15 protein-coding genes are annotated in these 19,570 nt (G+C 71.8%); 12 read left to right on the top strand and 3 right to left on the bottom strand.

Features of this window, described 5'->3' with window-relative positions; translation table 11 throughout:
* Positions 1-8 precede the first annotated feature (8 nt).
* Complete coding sequence (locus tag ETAA1_RS25740; RefSeq protein WP_202920405.1) at positions 9-1,712, bottom strand: sigma-70 family RNA polymerase sigma factor; 1,704 nt, start codon at positions 1,710-1,712, stop codon at positions 9-11.
* Positions 1,713-2,030: 318 nt separating this feature from the next.
* Between ETAA1_RS25740 and ETAA1_RS25735 the strand changes: the two genes are divergently transcribed.
* The 9 genes from ETAA1_RS25735 (at position 2,031) to ETAA1_RS25695 (ending at position 13,161) form a co-directional block, all read left to right on the top strand.
* Positions 2,031-2,249 carry a hypothetical protein gene (locus ETAA1_RS25735; protein WP_145243393.1) on the top strand — a complete coding sequence of 73 codons (219 nt, stop codon included), beginning with the start codon at positions 2,031-2,033 and terminating at the stop codon, positions 2,247-2,249.
* 78 nt (positions 2,250-2,327) lie between these two features.
* A complete protein-coding gene (locus tag ETAA1_RS25730) occupies positions 2,328-3,683 on the top strand; it encodes an acyclic terpene utilization AtuA family protein (RefSeq protein ID WP_145243391.1) in 1,356 nt (451 codons plus the stop codon).
* Complete coding sequence (locus ETAA1_RS25725) at positions 3,680-4,021, top strand: AtuA-related protein (protein WP_145243390.1); 342 nt, start codon at positions 3,680-3,682, stop codon at positions 4,019-4,021. Before ETAA1_RS25730 ends, ETAA1_RS25725 begins: the two co-directional genes overlap by 4 nt.
* Before the next feature lie 63 nt (positions 4,022-4,084).
* Entirely contained in the window at positions 4,085-6,121 is a 2,037-nt protein-coding gene (gene ligA / locus ETAA1_RS25720) for an NAD-dependent DNA ligase LigA (RefSeq protein WP_145243388.1), read from the top strand.
* A gap of 164 nt (positions 6,122-6,285) precedes the next feature.
* On the top strand, positions 6,286-7,404 hold the full coding sequence (locus tag ETAA1_RS25715) for a thiamine pyrophosphate-dependent dehydrogenase E1 component subunit alpha (protein WP_145243386.1): 1,119 nt from the start codon (positions 6,286-6,288) through the stop codon (positions 7,402-7,404).
* A gap of 202 nt (positions 7,405-7,606) precedes the next feature.
* Positions 7,607-9,985, top strand: a complete 2,379-nt coding sequence (locus ETAA1_RS25710) for a PSD1 and planctomycete cytochrome C domain-containing protein (protein WP_145243384.1) — start codon at positions 7,607-7,609, stop codon at positions 9,983-9,985.
* Between the two features lie 89 nt (positions 9,986-10,074).
* Positions 10,075-10,473 (top strand): GxxExxY protein, encoded by a 399-nt coding sequence (locus ETAA1_RS25705; RefSeq protein WP_145243382.1) that lies wholly within the window; start codon positions 10,075-10,077, stop codon positions 10,471-10,473.
* A gap of 64 nt (positions 10,474-10,537) precedes the next feature.
* Positions 10,538-11,968 carry a DUF1501 domain-containing protein gene (locus ETAA1_RS25700; protein WP_145243380.1) on the top strand — a complete coding sequence of 477 codons (1,431 nt, stop codon included), beginning with the start codon at positions 10,538-10,540 and terminating at the stop codon, positions 11,966-11,968.
* 20 nt (positions 11,969-11,988) lie between these two features.
* Entirely contained in the window at positions 11,989-13,161 is a 1,173-nt protein-coding gene (locus ETAA1_RS25695) for a hypothetical protein (RefSeq protein ID WP_145243378.1), read from the top strand.
* Between the two features lie 43 nt (positions 13,162-13,204).
* Here the strand turns inward: ETAA1_RS25695 and ETAA1_RS25690 are convergent, their stop codons facing one another.
* Positions 13,205-13,735, bottom strand: coding sequence for a hypothetical protein (locus ETAA1_RS25690; RefSeq protein WP_145243376.1), 531 nt, complete (start codon positions 13,733-13,735; stop codon positions 13,205-13,207).
* A 240-nt stretch (positions 13,736-13,975) separates the two neighbouring features.
* Positions 13,976-15,166, bottom strand: a complete 1,191-nt coding sequence (locus ETAA1_RS25685; RefSeq protein ID WP_145243374.1) for a peptidylprolyl isomerase — start codon at positions 15,164-15,166, stop codon at positions 13,976-13,978.
* A 288-nt stretch (positions 15,167-15,454) separates the two neighbouring features.
* On the opposite strand from ETAA1_RS25685, the gene ETAA1_RS25680 reads away from it, so the two are divergent.
* The 3 genes from ETAA1_RS25680 to ETAA1_RS25670 all read left to right on the top strand — a co-directional run bounded on the left by ETAA1_RS25680 (position 15,455) and on the right by ETAA1_RS25670 (position 19,565).
* Positions 15,455-17,314, top strand: coding sequence for an MFS transporter (locus ETAA1_RS25680; protein WP_145243372.1), 1,860 nt, complete (start codon positions 15,455-15,457; stop codon positions 17,312-17,314).
* 91 nt (positions 17,315-17,405) lie between these two features.
* Positions 17,406-18,191, top strand: coding sequence for an MBL fold metallo-hydrolase (locus ETAA1_RS25675; protein ID WP_145243370.1), 786 nt, complete (start codon positions 17,406-17,408; stop codon positions 18,189-18,191).
* Between the two features lie 30 nt (positions 18,192-18,221).
* Positions 18,222-19,565, top strand: coding sequence for a UTP--glucose-1-phosphate uridylyltransferase (locus ETAA1_RS25670; protein WP_145243368.1), 1,344 nt, complete (start codon positions 18,222-18,224; stop codon positions 19,563-19,565).
* The last annotated feature ends 5 nt before the right edge of the window (positions 19,566-19,570 follow it).

The raw sequence follows: 19,570 nt of genomic DNA, 5'->3' as shown, positions 1-19,570 counted from the left end.
GAGCCCGCTTACGGCCGGGTCGCCGGCGGGACCGCCCGCGGGGCGGCGCGCTCGGCCTGCTCCAGCGTCAGCTGCGCCTCCCGGAGCATCAGCTGCGCCCGCTCCACCTCCAACTTCGCCCGGTCGAGTTCGCCGGCGGGCACGACGCCGCGCTTCACCTGCTCCTGCAACTGCTGGGCGCCCAGCACCTTCTCGCGGACGGTCAGCTCGGCCAGCTGCACCCGCACCTTCAGCACCTCCAGGTTCGCCGCAGGGGCGGGGGCGGCCGCCCGGGTCGGGGGCGGGGCGGGCGTGGTCGGCCCCGGCGGAACCGGCGCCTTCTTCGGCTCGGTCGGCCGGCTCGGCTCGGCGGGCTCGCGGGAACCCTTCTCCTTCAGCCGCGCCTTCTCCCGCGACAGCGCCTCGTCGGCGCGGGCGCGGTCGGCGTCGCGCTCCGCCTGGGCACGCCGAGCCAGCGCCTCGGCCAGCACCTGCGCCCGCTGCGCCTCAACCGCCTGTTCGGCCGCGCGCCGGGCCTCCGCGTTCCGGTCCGCGGCCGCCTTCTCGGCCATCGCCCGCGCCTCCTCATCTCGGGCGCGGGCCAGCTGCACGGCCTCGGCGTACCGCCGGACTGCCTCGGCGGTGTCGGCGTCCGACCACCGGGTCAGCTCGTTCGCCCGCTCGGCCACCTTGTCCGCCTGCCCGGCGGCCTTCGCGGTCCGCTCTCTGACGAACAGGTCCACCAGCGTGGCCCGCCGGTTCGCGTCCTTGCTGGCGAGGAAGAAGTGGACCTCGGCCGGCGTCGGGTCGGTGCCGCGCAGGTCGCGGCTGACGCGGCGGATGAACGCCTCGTCGGTGTCCCTGGGTTCCTCCAGACGGGCCGTCAGCGGCCGCGCCGGCGGGGGCGCCGGCTTCGGCGGTTGCGCGGTCCCCACTCCCACGCCGACGGCCAGCGCCAGTACGCCGGCGGTCACGAGCTTGAACTTGGACATCGCCACTCCCTTCAGGAATTCGTGGGACAGGGCCGCGGCCCGCGGGCTCGCCGCGGCGGGGTCCGCCGCCAGCCGGCCCAGCCGCAGCGCCGCCGTCGCGTCCGGGGCCACCGCCAGCGCGGCCAGCCCCGCGGACAGGCCGATGCCGCGCCGCACCAGTCGTTCGCCGAGCAGCCGCCGGCCGCGCTCCAGCCGGCCCTTCACGGCGCCGGCGTCGATCCCGAGCCGCTGCCCGGCCTCGTCGCGGGACAGGCCCTCGAGGTAGCACAGCACCAGCACGTCGCGGTACGCGGCCGGCAGGCGGGCGAGCTCGTCGTCGAGCCCGGCCCGCACCTCGGCCCACGCCAGCGCGTCGGCCGGGGTGCGGCCGTCGGGCACGGCGGCCGCGTGCTCGCGGGCGGTGCGGCGGCGGTCGGCGCGGCGGAGCCGCAGCGCGACGCGCCGGGCGACGCCGTGGAGCCAGCTCGCCAGCGACTCGGACTTCCGCACCGCGGCGGCCCGGCGGGCGAGCACCAGGAACGTGGCCTGGAGCGCGTCCTCGGCGTCGTGCCGGTTGCCGAGCAGCCGGGCGCAGACGCCGAACACCATCGGCCCGTGCCGCTCGGCGACGACGCGGAACGCGGCCTCGTCGGCGGCGGCGACGCGGCGGAGCAACTCCGGGTCGGCGGCGCCGCGGAGGGCTTGCACTTCGAGCAGTTGGAGGAACGGGCGGACGCCGCCGGTTCCGGCGTGGCTGACCATCGGCGGCGGACCTCCTGGCCGCGGCGGCGGGTTTTGTGAGGGTAGTGCCCGCCGGCCGCGGCACGGCACGCGGGAATCGGGCGGACTTTCCCCACCAGGGTAGCGGCGGTGGCGGGCCGTCGCAACGCGGCCGGCGGCGGCACCGGATGCCTTCGCGCGGCGGCACATGCGGCATCGGTCGGCGCAACGCTTTTTTGTTTGACACCGGTCCGCGGTCGCGGATACTCATGAGCAAGCGAGCTCTCAACCGACCCGATTCCGTCGCTGGCGAGGCCGTCTCGCGCGCCCGCGGCGGAAGCCCCACGTAGGTGAACGGCGATGTCCAAGCCCCGGTACTTCCTGCTCCTCGCGGTCGGCATCCTGGCGCTCGGGTGCTTCATCATCATCCGCCGCGAGGACGTCAAGCCGGAGGAGTGCTCGCAGTACCTCGGGATGACGTGCATCGTCCTGGCCATCTGCGTCGCCGCCCTGATCGAGGCGCTGCAGGCTGTGCACAAGCGGGTGGAGGAACTGGAGCGAAAACTCGCCGGCAAGTGATCGCCCGCGGCAATCCGTCGGCCTGACCCGTGCTCTACGAAGCCCCGCCGCGTACGATACCCCGCGGGGGAGCGCCACATGCGGCGGGTGCGCGTCGGCAACGGGTGCGGGTTCTGGGGCGACAGCCCCGACGCGCCCGTCCGCCTCGCGGAAGCCGGCCGCCTCGACTACCTCACGCTCGAATACCTCGCCGAACTCACCATGTCGATCCTCGCCGTGCAGCGGCAGAAGGACGCCGCGGCCGGGTTCGCCACCGACTTCCCCCACGTCCTCGGCCGCCTCACCCGCGCCCTCGCCGAGCAGCCGAACCTCAAGATCGTCACCAACGCCGGCGGCATGAACCCGCACGGCTGCGCCGCGAAGGCCCGCGACGTGCTCGCCCAGGCCGGGCTCGACGGCCGCCGCGTCGGCGTCGTGAGCGGCGACGACCTGATGCCGCGGCTCGATGAGCTGATCGCCGCCGGCCACCCGCTGAGCCACCTGGATACGGGCGAGCCGCTGGCGACGGTGCGCGACCGCGTCGTCAGCGCCAACGCCTACCTCGGGGCGCGGCCGATCGTCGAGGCGCTGAGGCTCGGCGCCGACATCGTGGTGACGGGGCGCGTGGCGGATGCGTCGCTCACGGTCGGCCCCGTGGCGCACGAGTTCGGCTGGGACTTCGGCGACTTCGATCGCCTCGCCGCGGCGACCGTGGCGGGCCACCTCATCGAGTGCGGCGCGCAGGCGACCGGCGGCCTGTGGATCAACGCCGACGACGCGACGCACCTCGAAACGGTCGGCTACCCGATCGCCGAGATCGGCGACGGCGGCGACTTCATCGTGACGAAGCCGGACAACACCGGCGGCGTCGTGAACGTGGAGACGCTGGCGGAGCAGCTGCTGTACGAGGTCGCCGACCCGGCCCGGTACTACACGCCGGACGTGGTCGCCGACTTCACCACGGTGCAGCTGCGGCTGGCGGGGCCGGGCGTAGTCGCGGTGACCGGCGGGAGCGGCCGCGGCGTGACGGACACGTACAAGGTGTCGGTGGCGTACCGCGACGGGTACATGGCCGCGGGGACGCTCGTCATCGCCGGCCCGAACGCCGCCGCGAAGGCGCGGCGGTCAGGCGAGATTCTGCTGGACCGGCTGCGACAGGCGGGGCTGACGTTCGCGCACAGCCTGGTGGAAACGCTCGGCGCCGGGGCGTGCGTGCCGGGCGTGGTGACGGCGGCGTTCGACCCGCCGGAGGTGGTGCTGCGGGTGGCGGTGCGCGACCCGCGGCGGGGTGCGGTGGAGCGGTTCACGCGCGAGTTCGCGCCGCTGGTCACGTCTGGTTACGCCGGCACGACGGGGTACACGACGGGCCGGCCGCCGGTCCGCGAGGTGTTCGCGTACTGGCCGGCGCTGGTCGCCAAGAGCGCCGTACACGCCACGGCGGAGGTGCTGCCGTGACGCGGGTGCCGCTCTCGACGCTGGCCCACGGCCGCAGCGGCGACAAGGGGAACCACGCCAACGTGGCGGTGATCGCGTACACCGACGCGGGCTACGCCTGGCTCCGTGAACACCTGACGGCGGCGTGGGTGGCGGCGTATTTCGCGCCGTTGGGAGCGTCGCGGGTGAAGCGGTTCGAGGCGGTGAACGTGCGCGGGCTGAACTTCGTGCTGTACGACGCGCTCGCGGGCGGCGCCAGCACGTCGCTGCGGACCGACACGCAGGGGAAGACGTTCGCGCTGGCGCTGCTGCGGGCGGAGGTGGACGCGCCGGCGGAACTGTGCGCCAGGCGCGCCTGACCACCGACCTTTCTTTTCGCCCCGGGTGCGGGCACAATCCCCCCATCCCCCGGGGAACAGCCCATGCCCAAGCCCGCCGCCCGCGCCGCCGAGCTCCGCACGCTCATCGACCACCACAACCACCGCTACTACGTCGACGCCGCGCCCGAAATCTCCGACCGCGACTTCGACCGCCTCCTCGACGAACTCACGCAGCTCGAAGCGAAGCACCCCGAACTCGCCACGCCCGACAGCCCCACCCGCCGCGTCGGCGGCGCCCCGGTGGACGCGCTCACCTCCGTCCGCCACCGCCAGCCGATGTACAGCATCGAGAACAGCTACAACCCGGACATGCTCCGCGAGTGGGACACCTCCGTCCGCAAGGCGCTCGGCAAGGAGGCGGTCACCTACGTCGTCGAGCTCAAGATCGACGGCGTGGCCATGTCGCTGAGCTACGAGCACGGCCTGCTGACGCGCGGCGTCACCCGCGGCGACGGCGACGCCGGCGACGACGTGACGCACAACGTCCGCACCGTCGGCGGCGTGCCGCTGAAGCTGCGTTCCGACAAGCCGCCGGCGCTGTACGAGGTCCGCGGTGAGGTGTACCTGACGCGCGCCGAACTGATCCGCATTAACCGCGAGCGCGTGGCCGCGGGCGACAAGCCGTACGAGAACTGCCGCAACCTCACGGCGGGTTCGATCCGCATGTTGGACCCGCAGGAGGTGGCGCGGCGCAAGCTCCGCTTCTTCGCCTACGCGCTCGGCGCCCTCGACGGCTTCGCCGTCACGTCGCACCTCGCGTCGCTGGAGGCGATGAAGGCGTTCGGCTTCCCGGTGAACCCGGAAACGAAGCACTTCCCCGACATCGACGGCGTTATCGCCCACTGCGCGGAGTGGAACACGAAGCGGCACGACCTGGGCTACGACACCGACGGCATGGTCGTGAAGGTGGACGACTTCTCGCAGCGCGAGCGGCTCGGCTACACGAGCAAGTTCCCGCGCTGGGCGCGGGCGTTCAAGTTCGAGGCCGAGCAGGCGATGACCAAACTGGCCCGCGTCGAGGTGCAGGTGGGTCGCACCGGTAAGCTCACGCCGGTGGCGCACTTCGACCCGCCGGTGCGGCTGGCCGGCACCACCGTCAGCAAGGCGAGCCTGCACAACGCCGACGAGATGGAGCGGAAGGACGTCCGAGTCGGCGACACGGTCGTGGTCGAGAAGGCCGGCGAGATCATCCCGCAGGTGGTGCGCGTGGAGACGGCCGCCCGCACCGGCGCGGAAACGAAGTTCGCGTGGCCGACGGCGTGCCCGGTTTGCGGCGCCGCCACGAAGCGCGACGAGGGGAGTCCGTTCTACTTCTGCACCGCCCCGCGCGGCGCCTGCGGCGGCCAGTTGAAGCGGCAGTTGCTCCAGTTCGCCCGCCGCGCCGCGATGGACATCGAGGGGCTCGGCGAGGCGGTGGTCGACGAGCTCCTCGCCGCCGATCTGGTGGAAACGCTGCCGGACCTGTACCGCCTCACGAAGGAGGACTTGCTGAAGGCCCGACCGCCGAAGGACGCCAAGAAGGCGAGCGGCAAGTGGGCCGACAACCTGCTCGACGGCATTCAGGCGAGCAAGCCGCGCGGGCTGGCGCGGGTGCTCGCCGGCATCAGCGTCCCCGGCGTCGCCGACAGCATGGCCGACATCCTGGCGCAGGAGTTCCTGACCATCGACGCGCTGCTGGCCGCGACCGACGAGCAATTGTTGGCCGCCGAGGGCGTGGGGCCGGAGCGGGCGAAGGGGATTCGCGCGTTCTTCGAGGCGGACGCGACGCGGAACATGATCGCCGACTTCCGCGAGCTGGGGCTGACGCTGACGGAGGAGAAGCGGGCCGCGGCGGCGACGGCGGCGGGGCTGCCGTTGCAGGGGAAAACCGTGGTGGTAACCGGGACGCTGACGCGGTATGGCCGGGAGGAGATCGAGGACGTGATCCGCAAGGCGGGCGGCAAGCCGAGCGGCAGCGTGAGCAAGAAGACGGACTACCTGCTGGCCGGCGAGAAGGCCGGCAGCAAGCTGGACAAGGCGAAGGAACTGGGCGTCGCGGTGCTGACCGAGGACGACTTCGACGCGCTGATCGGGAAGTGAACAGGCGAGCGGCCGGCGTGAGCCGGCTGTTGTCGAGCGCCACGGACGCGCACGACAACAGCCGGCTCACGCCGGCCGCTCGCCGGGTTCCCCACTACCGTCGCCCGTCCCCGTGGTATAATGCCGATACCTCTTCCACCCCTTCCCGTCCCGGGGTCGCTTTCATGCCGGAGCAAAACGCCGACGAGGAACCTCCCGAAGGCCGCGCCGGCGGGCCGCGCCGCAGCGGCGCGAGCACCCGCCCCGCGGCCGTCGTCCGCACCGGCCGCGACGCCATCTCGGCCGAACTGGCGCTGACGCTGTACCGCCAGATGGTTCGCACCCGGGCGCTGGAAGAGCGCTCGATCAAGATGTCGAAGTCGGGCGAGGCGTTCTTCTGGATCGGCGGCCCCGGCGAGGAGGCGTTCAACGTCTGCCTCGGCCGGCAAGTCCTCAAGGGCCGCGGCCCCGCCTTCGACTACCTCCACCTCCACTACCGCAACGCCGGCACCATGCTCGCCATGGGCATGAGCATGACCGACCACCTCCGGCAGCTGGCCATGCGCGCCACCGACCGGCACAGCCGCGGCCGCAACTTCGTCGGCCACTACTGCGTCCCGGAGTGGAACGTCCTGCCGGTGTCGAGCGTGATCGAGGTGCAGTACGTGATGGCCCCCGGCACCGCGCTGGTGCAGAAGCGGTACGGCGGCGAGGGGATTTCGGTCGTCGTCGGCGGCGACGCCGGCACCGCGGAAGGCGACTTCGAGAGCTGCCTGAACTGGGCGACGCAGCCGGGCAATTCGCTGCCGGTGCTGATGATCGTGACCAACAACCGCACGGGCATTTCGACGCCGTTCGAGACCGTCCACACGCGGCGGCCGATCTCCGACCGGGCGCTGCCGTACGGGGTGGACTCGGCGACGGTGGACGGGACCGACCCGGTGGTGGTGTGGCACGCGCTGGACCGGGCGATGCGGGTGTGCCGGCAGGGCCGCAAGCCGTACCTGCTGGAGGTGATGGTGAGCCGGATGCACGGCCACTCGTCGAGCAGCGGCGCCCAGCGGGACTGGGCGGAGGCCGACCCGCTGGCGCTGTTCGAGCAGCGGCTGATCGACGCGGCGGCGATCGACGCCGACGGCGTCCGGCAGCTGCGCGACGAGGCGCGGGCCGAGGCGGACGCGGCGGCGGTGGAGGCGACGAGCGAGCCGCACCCGACGCCGGCCGACCTGTACCGCGACACGTTCGCGCCGAGCCCGGTGGACGCGGTGTACCCGAACGAGTACACGGGGCTGCCGGGCCGCTGAGTGCCTGCGGCTTGGTGCTTCCGGCGTCTGGTCCGGAGCCCCGAAGGGGCGGTAGCCAATAGCCCAGGGCGCAAGCCCTGGGCTATTGGCTGACGCCCCTTCGGGGCTCCGCCACACGCATTCGCGCCTTGCACCCGTCCCCGCGCCCGCTTACGCTACACCACAGCCTTCCTCCCGCGCCCGTCCGCCCCGGACCCGCCCCATGCGGACTCCCCTCGCCGCCCTGGCGCTGCTCGCCGCCGCGTCGCCGGCCGTCGCCCAGGACTACCGCAAGGACGTGCAGCCGCTCCTCCGCGAGCGCTGCTACGCCTGCCACGGCGTCCTGCAACAGAAGGCCAAACTCCGCCTCGACACCGGCGCCGCCATGACCGCCGCCGGCGCCGTCGTTCCCGGGAAGGCCGCGGGAAGCGAGTTGATCGCGCGGGTGACCGCGACCGACGACACGCGGATGCCGCCGGAGGGGCACGCGCTCACGGCCGAGCAGGTGGCGAAGCTGCGGGCGTGGATCGACGGCGGGGCGAAGGTGCCCGCCGACGACCGCCCCGAGCCCGACCCGCGCGACCACTGGGCGTTCCGACCCGTCGTGAAGCCGACGCCGCCGGCCGCGGGCAACCCGATCGACGCCTTCGTGGTCGCCGGCCGGGGCAAGCTCACTCCCGTCGGCCCCGCCGACAAGCGCGTCCTGCTGCGGCGCGTTTACCTGGATTTGATCGGTCTCCCGCCGACGCCCGCGCAGCAAGCCGCCTTCGAGACCGACGCCCGCCCCGACGCCTACGAGCGCGTCGTCGATGAACTCCTGGCGTCGCCGCAGTACGGCGAGCGTTGGGCGCGGCACTTCCTGGACATCTGGCGCTACTCCGACTGGTGGGGGCTCGGGGCCGAGCTCCGCAACAGTCAGCGGCACGTGTGGCGGTGGCGCGACTGGGCCGTGGAGGCGTTCGCCGCCGACGTGGGCTACGACGAGATGGTCCGCCAGATGCTCGCCGCCGACGAGCTGTACCCGACCGACCCGCTGAAGCTCCGCGCCACCGGCTACCTGGCCCGGCCGTACTTCCTGTTCAACCGCACGACGTGGCTCGACGAGGTGGTCGAGCACACCGGCAAGGGGCTGATGGGGCTGACGACGAACTGCGCCAAGTGCCACGACCACAAGTACGACCCGGTGACGCAGACGGACTACTACCGCCTTCGCGCCGTGTTCGAGCCGTACCAGCTCCGCACCGACCTGACGCCCGACCTCGACGAGGTGAAGGCCGGGCTGGCGCGGGCGTTCGACGCCAACCCCGACGCCAAGACGCCGTTCCACGTCCGCGGCGACGAGCGCACCCCTGACAAGACCCGCGTCGTCGAGCCGGGCCTACCGCGCTTCCTGGCGCCGACCGGGCTGACGATCGAGCCGGTGAAGCTGCCGCTGCTGGCGGTGCAGCCGGGGCTGCGGCCCGACATCGCCGCCGCGCACGTGGCGAAGGCGTCGGCCGCGGCGGACGCCGCGAAGCTGCGAGCGCGCGCCGCGGCGAAGGCGCAAGCGGTGGTCGGCGGGCCGTCGCTCGGCGTGGTCCTGGCGCTGGAGAAGGCCACAAAGGCGGCCGACGACGCGCTCGCCGCGGCGCGCGAGTTCGAGGGGCACGCGAAGGCCGGCACAGTGCCGCCGCCGGCACTGGCGCAGCGCTTCCCCGGCGCCGTCCGCACCCGCGAGTCGAACCTGGACACCGACGCCGCCGCGAAGGCCCGGCCGTACCCGACCACGAGCACCGGCCGCCGCACCGCGCTCGCCCGCTGGCTGACGGACCGCAGCAACCCGCTGACGGCCCGCGTGGTCGTGAACCACGTCTGGCTGCGGCACGTCGGTCAGCCGCTGGTGCCGACGGTGTTCGACTTCGGCCGCAAGGGCACCGCCCCGACCCACCCCGAGTTGCTCGACTGGCTCGCCGCCGACTTCATGGAGCACGGCTGGTCGTTCAAGCACCTCCACCGCGTCGTCGTCACGTCGGGCGTGTACCGCCTGTCCTCCTCGGCGAAGGGGGCGGAGGCGAGCGCCGCGGCGGACCCCGAGAACCGCAAGCTGTGGCGCATGAACCCGACGCGGATGACGGCGCAGACGATCCGCGACAGCCTCTTGCACCTGAGCGGAGAACTGGACCTGACGCGCGGCGGTCCGCCGATCCCGCTGGCCGAGCAGGACACGAGCCGGCGGCGGGCGATGTACTTCTTCCAGTCGCACAACGACCACCACAAGCTGCTGTCGATCTTCGACGACGCCAACGTGCTGGACTGCTACCGCCGCACCGAGAGCGTGGTGCCGCAGCAGGCGCTGGCGCTGTGGAACAGCGGCTTCGCCATCGGCGCGGCGGGGAAGATCGCCGGGCGCATCCCCGCGGCCGACGACGCGGCGTTTGTGACGGCGGCGTTCGAGACGGTGCTGGGCACGACGCCGAGCGCGGCCGAGTTGACGGCGTGCGTCGAGGGGCTGGCCGAGCTGCGGGCCGCGAACGGCGGCGCCCCGGCCGAGCGCACCCGCCGGGCGCGGGCGCTGCTCGTGCAGGCGCTGGTGAACCACAACGACTTCGTCACCGTGAGGTGATAGCGGAGCAAGCCGGTTGGCCGCAAAAAGGCACATAAGACACAAAAAGGAAGACCAAGAGGGTTAAGACAGGAACGGAGGGGGGAGCCATGAAGCCGTGGGGGACGGTCTTCGAGCTGTGCGACATCGTCCGCGAAACTGGGTTCGCGCTCCACTCGTACCTCAAGAACGGACACCAGGAGAAGGTTTACGAGCGTGGGTTGGCGCACCGACTTCGTAAGCAGGGGCTCCACGTCGAAACGCAGCGCCCGATCGACGTGTACGACGAGGACGGGACACCCCTCGGCGACTTCTTCGCCGACCTCCTCGTCGAAGGAATTCTGGTAGTCGAGTCGAAGGCGGTGCGGACGACGACCGACGAGCACGTCGCCCAGCTCCTCGGCTACCTTCGCTCGTCGCGGCTCGAACACGGCCTGTTCGTGAACTTCGGCGCCCCGCGATTCTTTGTCAAGAAGTACGTGATGTCCGAATCGCTGTCCGCGACCTGAATTTTGTGGTCTTCCTTTTTGTGTCTTTTGTGCTTTTTTGCGGCTATCCTCCGGAGCGCCTCTCATGCACCGCCGCGCGTTCCTCGCCGACCTCGGCCACGGGTTCACCGGCCTCGCCCTCGCCGCCATGCTCCACCGCGACGGCCGCGCCGACCCCGCCGCGCCGTGGGCGCCGCCCACCGGCCGGCCGCACTTCACCCCCAAGGCCAAGTCCGTCATCTGGCTGTTCATGAACGGCGGCGTGTCCCACATGGAGACGTTCGACCCCAAGCCGATGCTCACGAAGTACGCCGGCAAGACCATCGCCGAGACGCCGTTCGCCGACACGCAGAACCCCGCGAAGCTCGCCCTCAACCGCGTCACCGTCGTCAACGACGCCAACGGCCAGCAGCGCAACCGCCTCTACCCGCTGCAAGTGGGCTCGGCCCGCGGCGGGCAGTCCGGCATCGAGGTCAGCGACTGGCTGCCGCACCTCCGCGACCGGGCCGACGACCTCGCCGTCGTCCGCTCCATGTGGACGACGGACGACAACCACGGCGCCCAGACGCAGTTCCACACCGGCCGGCACATGCTCGACGGCGAGTACCCGACGCTCGGGGCGTGGGTCCACTACGGCCTCGGGTCGCTCAACGACAACCTGCCGCAGTTCGTCAGCATGGGCCGCCGCGAGTACTGGAACCTCAAGGACGGCCACTACCTCGGCCCCGCCCACGACGCCGTGCCGGTCCGCGTCGATCCCGCCAACCCGCTCGACTACGGCCGACCGGAAGGCCCGATCACGGAAGCCGAACAGCGGGCCGGCTTCGCGCTCACCGAGCGGCTGAACCGGCTCCGCGGCGTCGAGTACCCGGCCGACCCGGCGCTCGACGCGCGGGTGCGGAGCTACGAGCTGGCCTTCCGCATGCAGCGGTCGCTGCCGGAGGTGCTGAACTTCGCGGCCGAGACGGAGGAGACGAAGAAGCTGTACGGCATCGACCGCGCCGAGACGCGCGAGTTCGGCATGCAGATGCTCGCGGCCCGGCGGCTGGTCGAGCGCGGCGTCCGCTTCATCCAGGTGCAGCACGGCGCCGGCGGCGCCGGCGTGTGGGACGCGCACGGCGGCCTGAAGGCGAACCACCAGCGCAACTGCCTCGCGGTGGACAAGCCCGTCGCCGGGCTGCTCGCCGACCTGAAGCGGACGGGGTTGTTGCGCGACACCATGGTGGTGTTCGCCACCGAGTTCGGCCGCACGCCCGGCACGCAGGGCGCGGACGGCCGCGACCACCACGTCTACGGGTTCAGCGTGGCGCTGGCCGGCGGCGGGCTGAAGGGCGGCGTCGTCCACGGGGCGACGGACGAGATCGGCTTCCACGCCGTCGAGGACCGCCACTACGTGACCGACGTGCACGCCACGATCCTGCACCAGCTCGGCCTCGACAGCCGGCGGCTGGAGGTGCCGGGCCGGAAGCGGCTGGACATCGACCACGGCGCGCCGATCCGCGCGATCATCGCCTGACCCGGCACTGTGGAGCCCCCATGCCCCCGAAGAAGGTCGCCGCGGTCGTCACCGAGTACCGTCGGTGGTCGCACGCCGACGTCATCCTCCGCAACCTCCTCGGCGGCTACCCCGACGGCACCCGCCCCGACCTGCAACTCGTGTCGCTCGTCACCGACCAGGTGCCCAAGACCGACATGAGCCGCGAGCTGGCGAAGCGCCACGGCTTCCGCATCTGCAACACCGTGAGCGAAGCACTCACCCTCGGCACCGACACGCTCGCCGTGGACGGCGTGCTGTCGATCGGTGAGCACGGCCAGTACCCGACCAACGACCGCGGCCAGCTCCTCTACCCGCGCCGCCGCTTCTTCGCGGAAATCGCTGCCGTTTTCGAGCGCACCAAGAAGTCGGTGCCGGTGTTCAACGACAAGCACCTCGCGGCGACGTGGGACGACGCGAAGTGGATGTACGACACCGCCCGCCGGCTGATGGTGCCGTTCCTCGCGGGATCGAGCATCCCCGTGACCTGGCGCAAGCCCGAGCTGGAACTGCCGCGCGGCTGTGATTTGGTCGGCGCCGTGCAGATCGGCTACGGCCCGTTCGAGGGGTACGGCTTCCACGCGCTTGAAGGGTTGCAGTGCATGGTCGAGCGCCGCGGCCGCGAGGAGACGGGCGTGAGCGCGGTGACGTGCCACACCGGGCCGGCGATGTGGGCCGCACTCGACCGCCACGCCTGGACGAAGCCGCTGCTCGAAGCGGGCCTGCGGCGCGTCCCCGCGCACGCGCAGGGCGACGTCCGCGACCTGACGGCGAAGGCGCGCGACGCGGGGACGTTCGAGGTGGAGTACCGCGACGGGTTCCGGGCGTTCGTGGTGATGCCCAACGGCTGGGTCCACGAGGGCGACGGCGGGGCGTTCGTGTTCGCCGGCCAGGTCCGCGGCCGCGACCCGGTGGCGTGCCAGTTCTACCTGCAACAGCCCGACCCGTTCGCGCACTTCGCCGAGTTGACGAAGGCGATCGACTCGCTGGTCCGCACGGGCCACGCCCCGTACCCGGTGGAGCGGACGCTGCTGACGACCGGCGTGCTGGACGCGGTGATGACGAGTAAGCACCGCGGCGGCGTGCGGGTGGAGACGCCGCACTTGGACATCCGCTACCGGCCGACGGACTGGGGCGGGGCGAAGGGGCCGATCCCGCCCGTGCAGAAGATGTGATGTTGGCGAGCCGGGGGCGTCCGGCCCCGGCTCGCCGATCCCGTTAGCGCACGAACAGCTGCATGTAGCGCTTGCCGTCGGCGCCGGCCACCCACGCGGCGCCGGCGGTGGTGCCGCCGTCGTACACGCAGCAGCTCATCCACCCGTAGGACGCCGGGTAGGCGGCGCAGCCGGCCGCGCTCGCCGCCGCACCCGGCGGCAGGAACGCGAAGTCGTTCGACGTGTGGCCGAACTGGAAGCGCGCCGCACGGGCCGCGGCACACGCGCGGGCACCTTCCGTCAGCGCCGCGTCACGGGCGAACGGCCGCAGCCCGCGCGCGGCGCGGAGGGCGTTCACCTCGTCGAGCCCGTCGCCGCTCACGGAGTCGGTCGCCGCGATCGGCGTGTAGTGACTCGTGCTCGTGACGGATTCCACCGAGGCGGGTTGGTAGGGGGGTTGGTAGGGGGGTTGGTAGGTGGGTTGGTAGCTGGGGGCCGGTGAACTCGGCTGCGACCGCCGGCGGAACGGGCCGGCTTCGGAGTCGAGGGTGAGGGCGGTCAGGAGGGCGAGGGCGAGGAGGGCGCGAACCGTCATCAGGGTGCTCTTTCCGTGAGGGGGTTCCGGGCGACCCCCCCATTGTTATCCGACACAACTTCGACGGACACCCTTGACCTGCAAAAATGCGGTTGGAAAGCCGTAAACGATTTTGGAGTTTGAACTTAAAATGCGACTGGCGGGGGCTCATGCCCCCGCCTTGTGCATAAAATTAGACACATGTGTGCGGGAAGGGGCAGGGGGTGACGGACGCACAAATCCCCGTCACCACGACCGGTGTCACGGGGTGGAGATGAAGTGGACCACGCCGCGCTGCCACAACTCGCCCACGATCCGCTTGTACTCCGCCTCCTGCATCTTCCGCATCAGCTTCTCGCGGATGTCGTCCTGCACCTGCACCGTGAACGGCAGCCGGCCCGCCTCCTGCCGCGTCGCCACCTTGGCGATGTGGTACCCCGGCGGCGTCTCCACCACCGCCGCCACGCCGCCGGCCGGCGTCGCCAGCACCACCGGCTCCAGCTCCGCCGGCTGGATCTCGCCGCGCTTGTGGCCCACGCCTTCGGCCCGCTGGTTCGCCGCGATGCCGTGGTCGTGCTGCTTGCACAGCGCCTCGAAGTTCGCGCCGGCCGCCGCCTCGGCGCGCACCTTCTCGGCGTGCTGGCGGGCGGCCTCGCGCGTCGGGAAGCGGGCGGCGCTGATGAAGATGTGCTGCCACGCCACTGCCTCGGGCCGCGAGTACTCGTCCGGGTGCTCGTCGTAGTACCGGCGCACGTCGCCCAGGCTCACCGTCCGGCCGCGGTCCTTCAGGCTGTTGCGGACGTACTCGTCGGCCATCACCTGCCGCTCGATCTGCCGCTTCACCACGCCCGGCGTCAGGCCCATCACGGCCAGCGCGGCGCGGAAGTCGTCGTCGGTCTTGGCCTTAGTGCGGCTCTTGAAGTCGCGCAGCTTGCGGTCGGCGAGCTTGCCGGCGAAGTCCTTGATGTCGTCCATCACCGCCGCCTTGCCCGCCTTCTTGAGCTTCGCCTCCATCTCCTCCAGCACCAGCTCGCGCTCCACGATCCGCTTCAGCTCGTCGTTGTAAACTTCCTTCGCCTTCGCGTCGTCCTTCACGACCGTCTGCTTGCCGCCGGGGCCGTCCACGACGTTGATGTAGTCCTGCACGCGCTGCCGGGCCGCCTCCCACACCTCTTGTTCGGTGACGGTGTTGCGCAGGCCGACGAGCGCGACGACCTTGATGCGCGGGTCGCCGGCGAGGGCCGCGGCGGCCGCCTTGACCGGCGGCGCGGTGAATGAGGCGGGCTGGGCGGCCGGGGCGACGGGGGCGGCCGGGGCGAGTGGCGCAACGGGGGGCAGCGGGCCGTCGGGGCTCTGGGCGCGGCCGACGGGGCGGTCGGCGGCGGCGGCCTGACAGCCGGCGAGCAGCGCGACGAGGCCGAGCGTGCGGCGGAACCGGGCTGTGGCGTCCATGCCCACGCGTCCTCGGCGGCAGAAGTTCGGGAGGCCCGGGTATACCGCGGCGGCCGGCGGGTGCAAGGGGGAAGCGTCGCTCGCTGGCGGTCGGTGAGGCGGGTGAACAGAATTCCTTGACTCTACCAAGACGTAGTTTACATTTGTTCACCTGTCACGCGCGACGCCGGGTTTTCGCTCCCGTCGGTAACTCGCCCACCCACCGGGTTTTTCGTAAACACTCACGGGCACCCGCGGTTATACTCGCCGCTTTACCACGCACCCCCACCCTCCCCCCGGAGTCGTTTCGTGAACGGCGCCACCCGCTCGGCCGACCGGCCGAGCCTGAACGACCGCATCCTGTTCTGGGCGAGTTTCGCCACCCTCATCGCCGCCGGCATCGGGTTCTCCGTCCGCGGGGCGATCGTGAAAGACTGGGGGCAGCAGTTCGGCTTCACCCAGGCCGAACTCGGCACCATCAACGGCGGCGGCCTGTGGGGCTTCGGGCTCGCCATCATCTTCTTCAGCTTCCTCGCCGACCGGTTCGGGTACGGCCGGCTCATGGCCGTCGCCTTCCTGCTCCACGCCTCGTCGGCCATCCTCACGTTCGCCGCCACCCCGGTCTACAACGCCTACGGCAAGACCGCCGCGTTCACGTGCCTGAACCTCGGCATGTGGCTGTTCGCGTTCGGCAACGGCACCTGTGAGGCGGTCATCAACCCGCTCACCGCCACGCTGTTCCCGAAGAACAAGACGCACTGGCTGAACATCCTCCACGCCGGCTGGCCGCTCGGGCTCATCCTCGGGGCCGTCATCCTGCTCGGGTTCAACTACTCGGGCGAGACGATCCGCTGGGAGTACAAGCTCGGCGTGTTCCTGGTGCCGGTGCTGGCGTACGGGCTGATGATGTTCAACCGCCCCTTCCCGCGGTCCGAGGCCGACACCGCCGGGGTGTCGATGCCCGACCAGATGGGGACGATCGGCATGGTCGGCGTCGCCGCCGCCGTCGGGCTGTTCGGGCTGACGCTGAACACGCAGATCCTGCCGATGATCAGCAAGGCGGTGAACGTCGAGTTCCCGGCGTGGCTCGGGTGGGCCGGGGCCGGCGCCGTGTGGCTGGCCTACGCCGGCGCCACCCGGTTCGCGTTCGGCAGCATCCTGATCTTGTTCCTGTACGTGATGCACGCCCTGGTCGGGTACGTCGAGCTCGGCACCGACAGCTGGATCACGAACATCACCGAGCGGGTGCTGGTGAACCAGAACACGGCGCTGATGGTGTTCATCTGGACGAACCTGCTGATGTTCACCCTGCGGTTCTTCGCCGGGCCGATCGTCCACAAGATCAACCCGATCGGCCTGTTGTTTGTGAGCGCCCTGCTCGGCACCGCCGGGCTGTTCATGCTCGGGCTGCCGTTCACCGACTCGGTGGTGCCGTGGGTGCTCGCGGTGACCGTGTACGGCATCGGCAAGACGTTCTACTGGCCGACGCTGCTGGGGGTGATCTCGGAGCGGTTCCCGAAGGGCGGGGCGCTGGCGCTGGGCCTCAGCGGCGGCACCGGGATGCTCGCCGCCGGCCTCCTCGGCAGCCCCGGCATCGGCTACAAGCAGGACTACTTCGCGGTCGAGAAGATCACCGCCACGTCGCCGGCGACGTACGCCCGGTACAAGGCGCCGGAGCCGTCCGGGTTCCCGCTGGTGACCGACCTGGCGCCGGCGGAGGCGCCGCCGGTGGCCGGGCTGGACAACGCCAAGCTGAAGGTGTTCGACGACTACGCCGCCGGGACGGACGACAAGGGCGTGCGCAAGCCGGACGCCAAGCCGACGACCCTCGACGCCGACCTGGCGACGATCGCCGAGCAGGAGAAGGAGGGGAAGCCGGTCGAGGCGAAGTTGAAGGAGTCGCTGTCGAAGCTGAAGTCGTGGTGGGAGGCGGAGGGCCGGCCGAACTTCGTGACCGACCAGAAGCCGCTCGACGAGGCCCGGACGTACGGGGCGAAGACGGCGTTGAAGTGGACGGCCGCGATCCCGGCGGTGCTGGCGGCGGGGTTCCTGCTGCTGATCCTCTACTTCGCCGCCACCGGCGGGTACAAGCCGGTGGAACTGACCGGGCCGACGTCGCGCGACCCGCGCGACAAGTACGGCGCCCCGGCCGAGCACTGGGGGCGGTAGGAAATGACGAATGACGAATGACGAAATCGCCCGCCGTCATTCGTCATTCGTCATTCGTCATTCGGCGGCGCCGGCGGGCTATAATTCCGCCATGAGCGCGGGCCGGACCTTCACCTTTCTGGGCACCGGCACCTCCGTCGGGGTGCCGATGATCGGCTGCGACTGCGCCGTCTGCCGCTCGCCGAACCCGAAGAACCACCGCCTCCGCACCTCGGCCCTCATCCAGGCGCCGGGCGGCACCATCCTCATCGACACCAGCCCCGAGGTGCGGCTGCAACTCGTCCGCGCCGGCGTCGGGCTGGTGAACGCCGTCGTTTACACGCACTACCACGTCGATCACGTCTTCGGCCTCGACGACCTGCGGCTCATGCCGCTGCTGCTGAAGGCGCCGCTGCCGCTGTACTGCGACGCCGACACCGAGGAGGTGGTCCGGCGGGTGTACTCCTACGCCTTCGAGCCGGGCAGCGAGGACATCCCCGTCGGCGTCGTACCGAAGGTCGAGTTCCGCCGCATCGACGACACCCCGTTCGCGGCGTGCGGCGAACTCGTGACGCCGATCCCGTTCGCGCACGGCCGGTTCCACGTGTACGGCTTCCGCGTCGGGAACCTGGCCTACTGCACCGACGTGAGCGGCATCCCCGACCGGAGCTGGCCGCTGCTGGAGGGGCTGGACGTGCTGATCCTCGGGGCGCTGCGGCCGCTGAAGCCGCACCCGTCGCACTTCAGCCTGGAGCAGGCGCTGGAGGTGATCGACCGGGTGCAGCCGCGGCGGGCGTACCTGACGCACCTCGGGCACTTGATGGACCACGACGCGATCAGCGCGGGGTTGCCGCCGGGCGTCGAGCTGGGGTACGACGGGCTCGAGTTCGAGTTCTAATTCTTCCGCCGCTCGCGGCGTAGCGCACCCATGACCCACGTCCCCCCCGACCTACGGCACCGCCTCGCGGCCCACGGCCAGGAGCACGTCCTCGCCGGCTGGGACGCCCTCGCGCCGGCGGACCGGGGCGCGCTCGTCGCGCAACTCGCCGGCATCGACCTCGGCGAACTGGACGCGCTTTACCGCCGCAAGGACGAGCCGCACGCCGCGCTGCCGCCGCGCCACCGCATCGCCCCCGTGCCGCTCGAAGCGCCGGCGACCGCCGAAGCCGTGGCCCGTGGCGAGGCGGCCCTCCGCGCCGGGGCGGTGGCGGCGCTGCTGGTCGCCGGCGGGCAGGGGACGCGGCTCGGCTCCGACCAGCCGAAGGGGATGTACCCCGTCGGCCCGGTCAGCGGCGCGACCCTGTTCCGGATTCACGCCGAGAAGGTGCTGGCGCTGTCGCGTCGCTACGGCAAGCCGGTCCCGCTGCTGGTCATGACCAGCCCCGCCACCCACGCCGAGACCGAGGCCTACTTCCGCGCCGAGCGCTTCTTCGGGCTCGCGGAACCCGACGTGGTGTTCTTCCAGCAGGGGACGATGCCGGCGGTCGAGCGGGCGACCGGGCGGCTGATCCTGGAGCGGCCGGGCAAACTCTTCGAGAGCCCGAACGGCCACGGCGGCACGCTCACCGCGCTGGCCGAGACCGGACTGCTCGCCGACCTGCGGACGCGCGGCGTGGAGCACGTCTTCTACTTTCAGGTGGACAACCCGCTGGTGAAGGTCTGCGACCCGGGCTTCGTCGGCCGGCACCTCGCGGCCGCGGCCGAGGTGTCGTCGAAGGTGGTCCTCAAGGAGCAGCCGGGCGAGAAGGTCGGCATCCTGGCGGCGGTCGACGGCCGCTGCGGCATCATCGAGTACTCCGACCTGCCGGCGGAGATGGCGGCCGAGCGCGAGGCCGACGGCCGCCTGCGGTTCCGCGCCGGCAGCCCGGCGATTCACCTGTTCTCGGTGCCGTTCCTGGGCCGCGTCACGGGCCGCGGCGGGCTGGCGTACCACCTGGCGCGCAAGACGGTGCCGACGGCCGGCGGCGAGGTCGAGGCGCTGAAGTTCGAGCTGTTCGTATTCGACGCGCTGCCGATGGCCGAGCGGTGGCTGACGGTCGAGACGCCGCGGGCGGAGGAGTTCGCGCCGCTGAAGAACGCCACCGGCCCCGACTCGCCCGAGACGGTGCGCGCCGCGCTGATCGCGCTACACGCCGGCTGGCTGGAGGCGGCCGGCGTGACGACGCACGGCCACGCGGTCGAGGTGTCGCCGCTGCTGGCGCTTGACGCGGCCGAGCTGCGCTCGAAGATTCCCCCTGGCCTCGCCGTCACCGGCCCGACCCACCTGCGCTAAGGACC

The sequence above is a fragment of the Urbifossiella limnaea genome, assembly GCF_007747215.1.
GTDB lineage: Bacteria > Planctomycetota > Planctomycetia > Gemmatales > Gemmataceae > Urbifossiella > Urbifossiella limnaea.
The sequence above is the reverse complement of the archived record's forward strand: the minus strand, read 5'-3'. Positions and strand labels throughout refer to the sequence as shown.

What these genes read in the sequence shown, in the direction of transcription:
- ETAA1_RS25740 (WP_202920405.1), bottom strand. Translation starts at nt 1,712, where the DNA reads ATGGTCAGCCACGCCGGAACCGGCGGCGTCCGCCCGTTCCTCCAACTG.
- ETAA1_RS25700 (WP_145243380.1), top strand. Translation starts at nt 10,538, where the DNA reads ATGCACCGCCGCGCGTTCCTCGCCGACCTCGGCCACGGGTTCACCGGC.
- ETAA1_RS25695 (WP_145243378.1), top strand. Translation starts at nt 11,989, where the DNA reads ATGCCCCCGAAGAAGGTCGCCGCGGTCGTCACCGAGTACCGTCGGTGG.
- ligA (WP_145243388.1), top strand. Translation starts at nt 4,085, where the DNA reads ATGCCCAAGCCCGCCGCCCGCGCCGCCGAGCTCCGCACGCTCATCGAC.
- ETAA1_RS25675 (WP_145243370.1), top strand. Translation starts at nt 17,406, where the DNA reads ATGAGCGCGGGCCGGACCTTCACCTTTCTGGGCACCGGCACCTCCGTC.
- ETAA1_RS25730 (WP_145243391.1), top strand. Translation starts at nt 2,328, where the DNA reads ATGCGGCGGGTGCGCGTCGGCAACGGGTGCGGGTTCTGGGGCGACAGC.
- ETAA1_RS25735 (WP_145243393.1), top strand. Translation starts at nt 2,031, where the DNA reads ATGTCCAAGCCCCGGTACTTCCTGCTCCTCGCGGTCGGCATCCTGGCG.
- ETAA1_RS25670 (WP_145243368.1), top strand. Translation starts at nt 18,222, where the DNA reads ATGACCCACGTCCCCCCCGACCTACGGCACCGCCTCGCGGCCCACGGC.
- ETAA1_RS25705 (WP_145243382.1), top strand. Translation starts at nt 10,075, where the DNA reads ATGAAGCCGTGGGGGACGGTCTTCGAGCTGTGCGACATCGTCCGCGAA.
- ETAA1_RS25710 (WP_145243384.1), top strand. Translation starts at nt 7,607, where the DNA reads ATGCGGACTCCCCTCGCCGCCCTGGCGCTGCTCGCCGCCGCGTCGCCG.
- ETAA1_RS25715 (WP_145243386.1), top strand. Translation starts at nt 6,286, where the DNA reads ATGCCGGAGCAAAACGCCGACGAGGAACCTCCCGAAGGCCGCGCCGGC.
- ETAA1_RS25690 (WP_145243376.1), bottom strand. Translation starts at nt 13,735, where the DNA reads ATGACGGTTCGCGCCCTCCTCGCCCTCGCCCTCCTGACCGCCCTCACC.
- ETAA1_RS25685 (WP_145243374.1), bottom strand. Translation starts at nt 15,166, where the DNA reads ATGGACGCCACAGCCCGGTTCCGCCGCACGCTCGGCCTCGTCGCGCTG.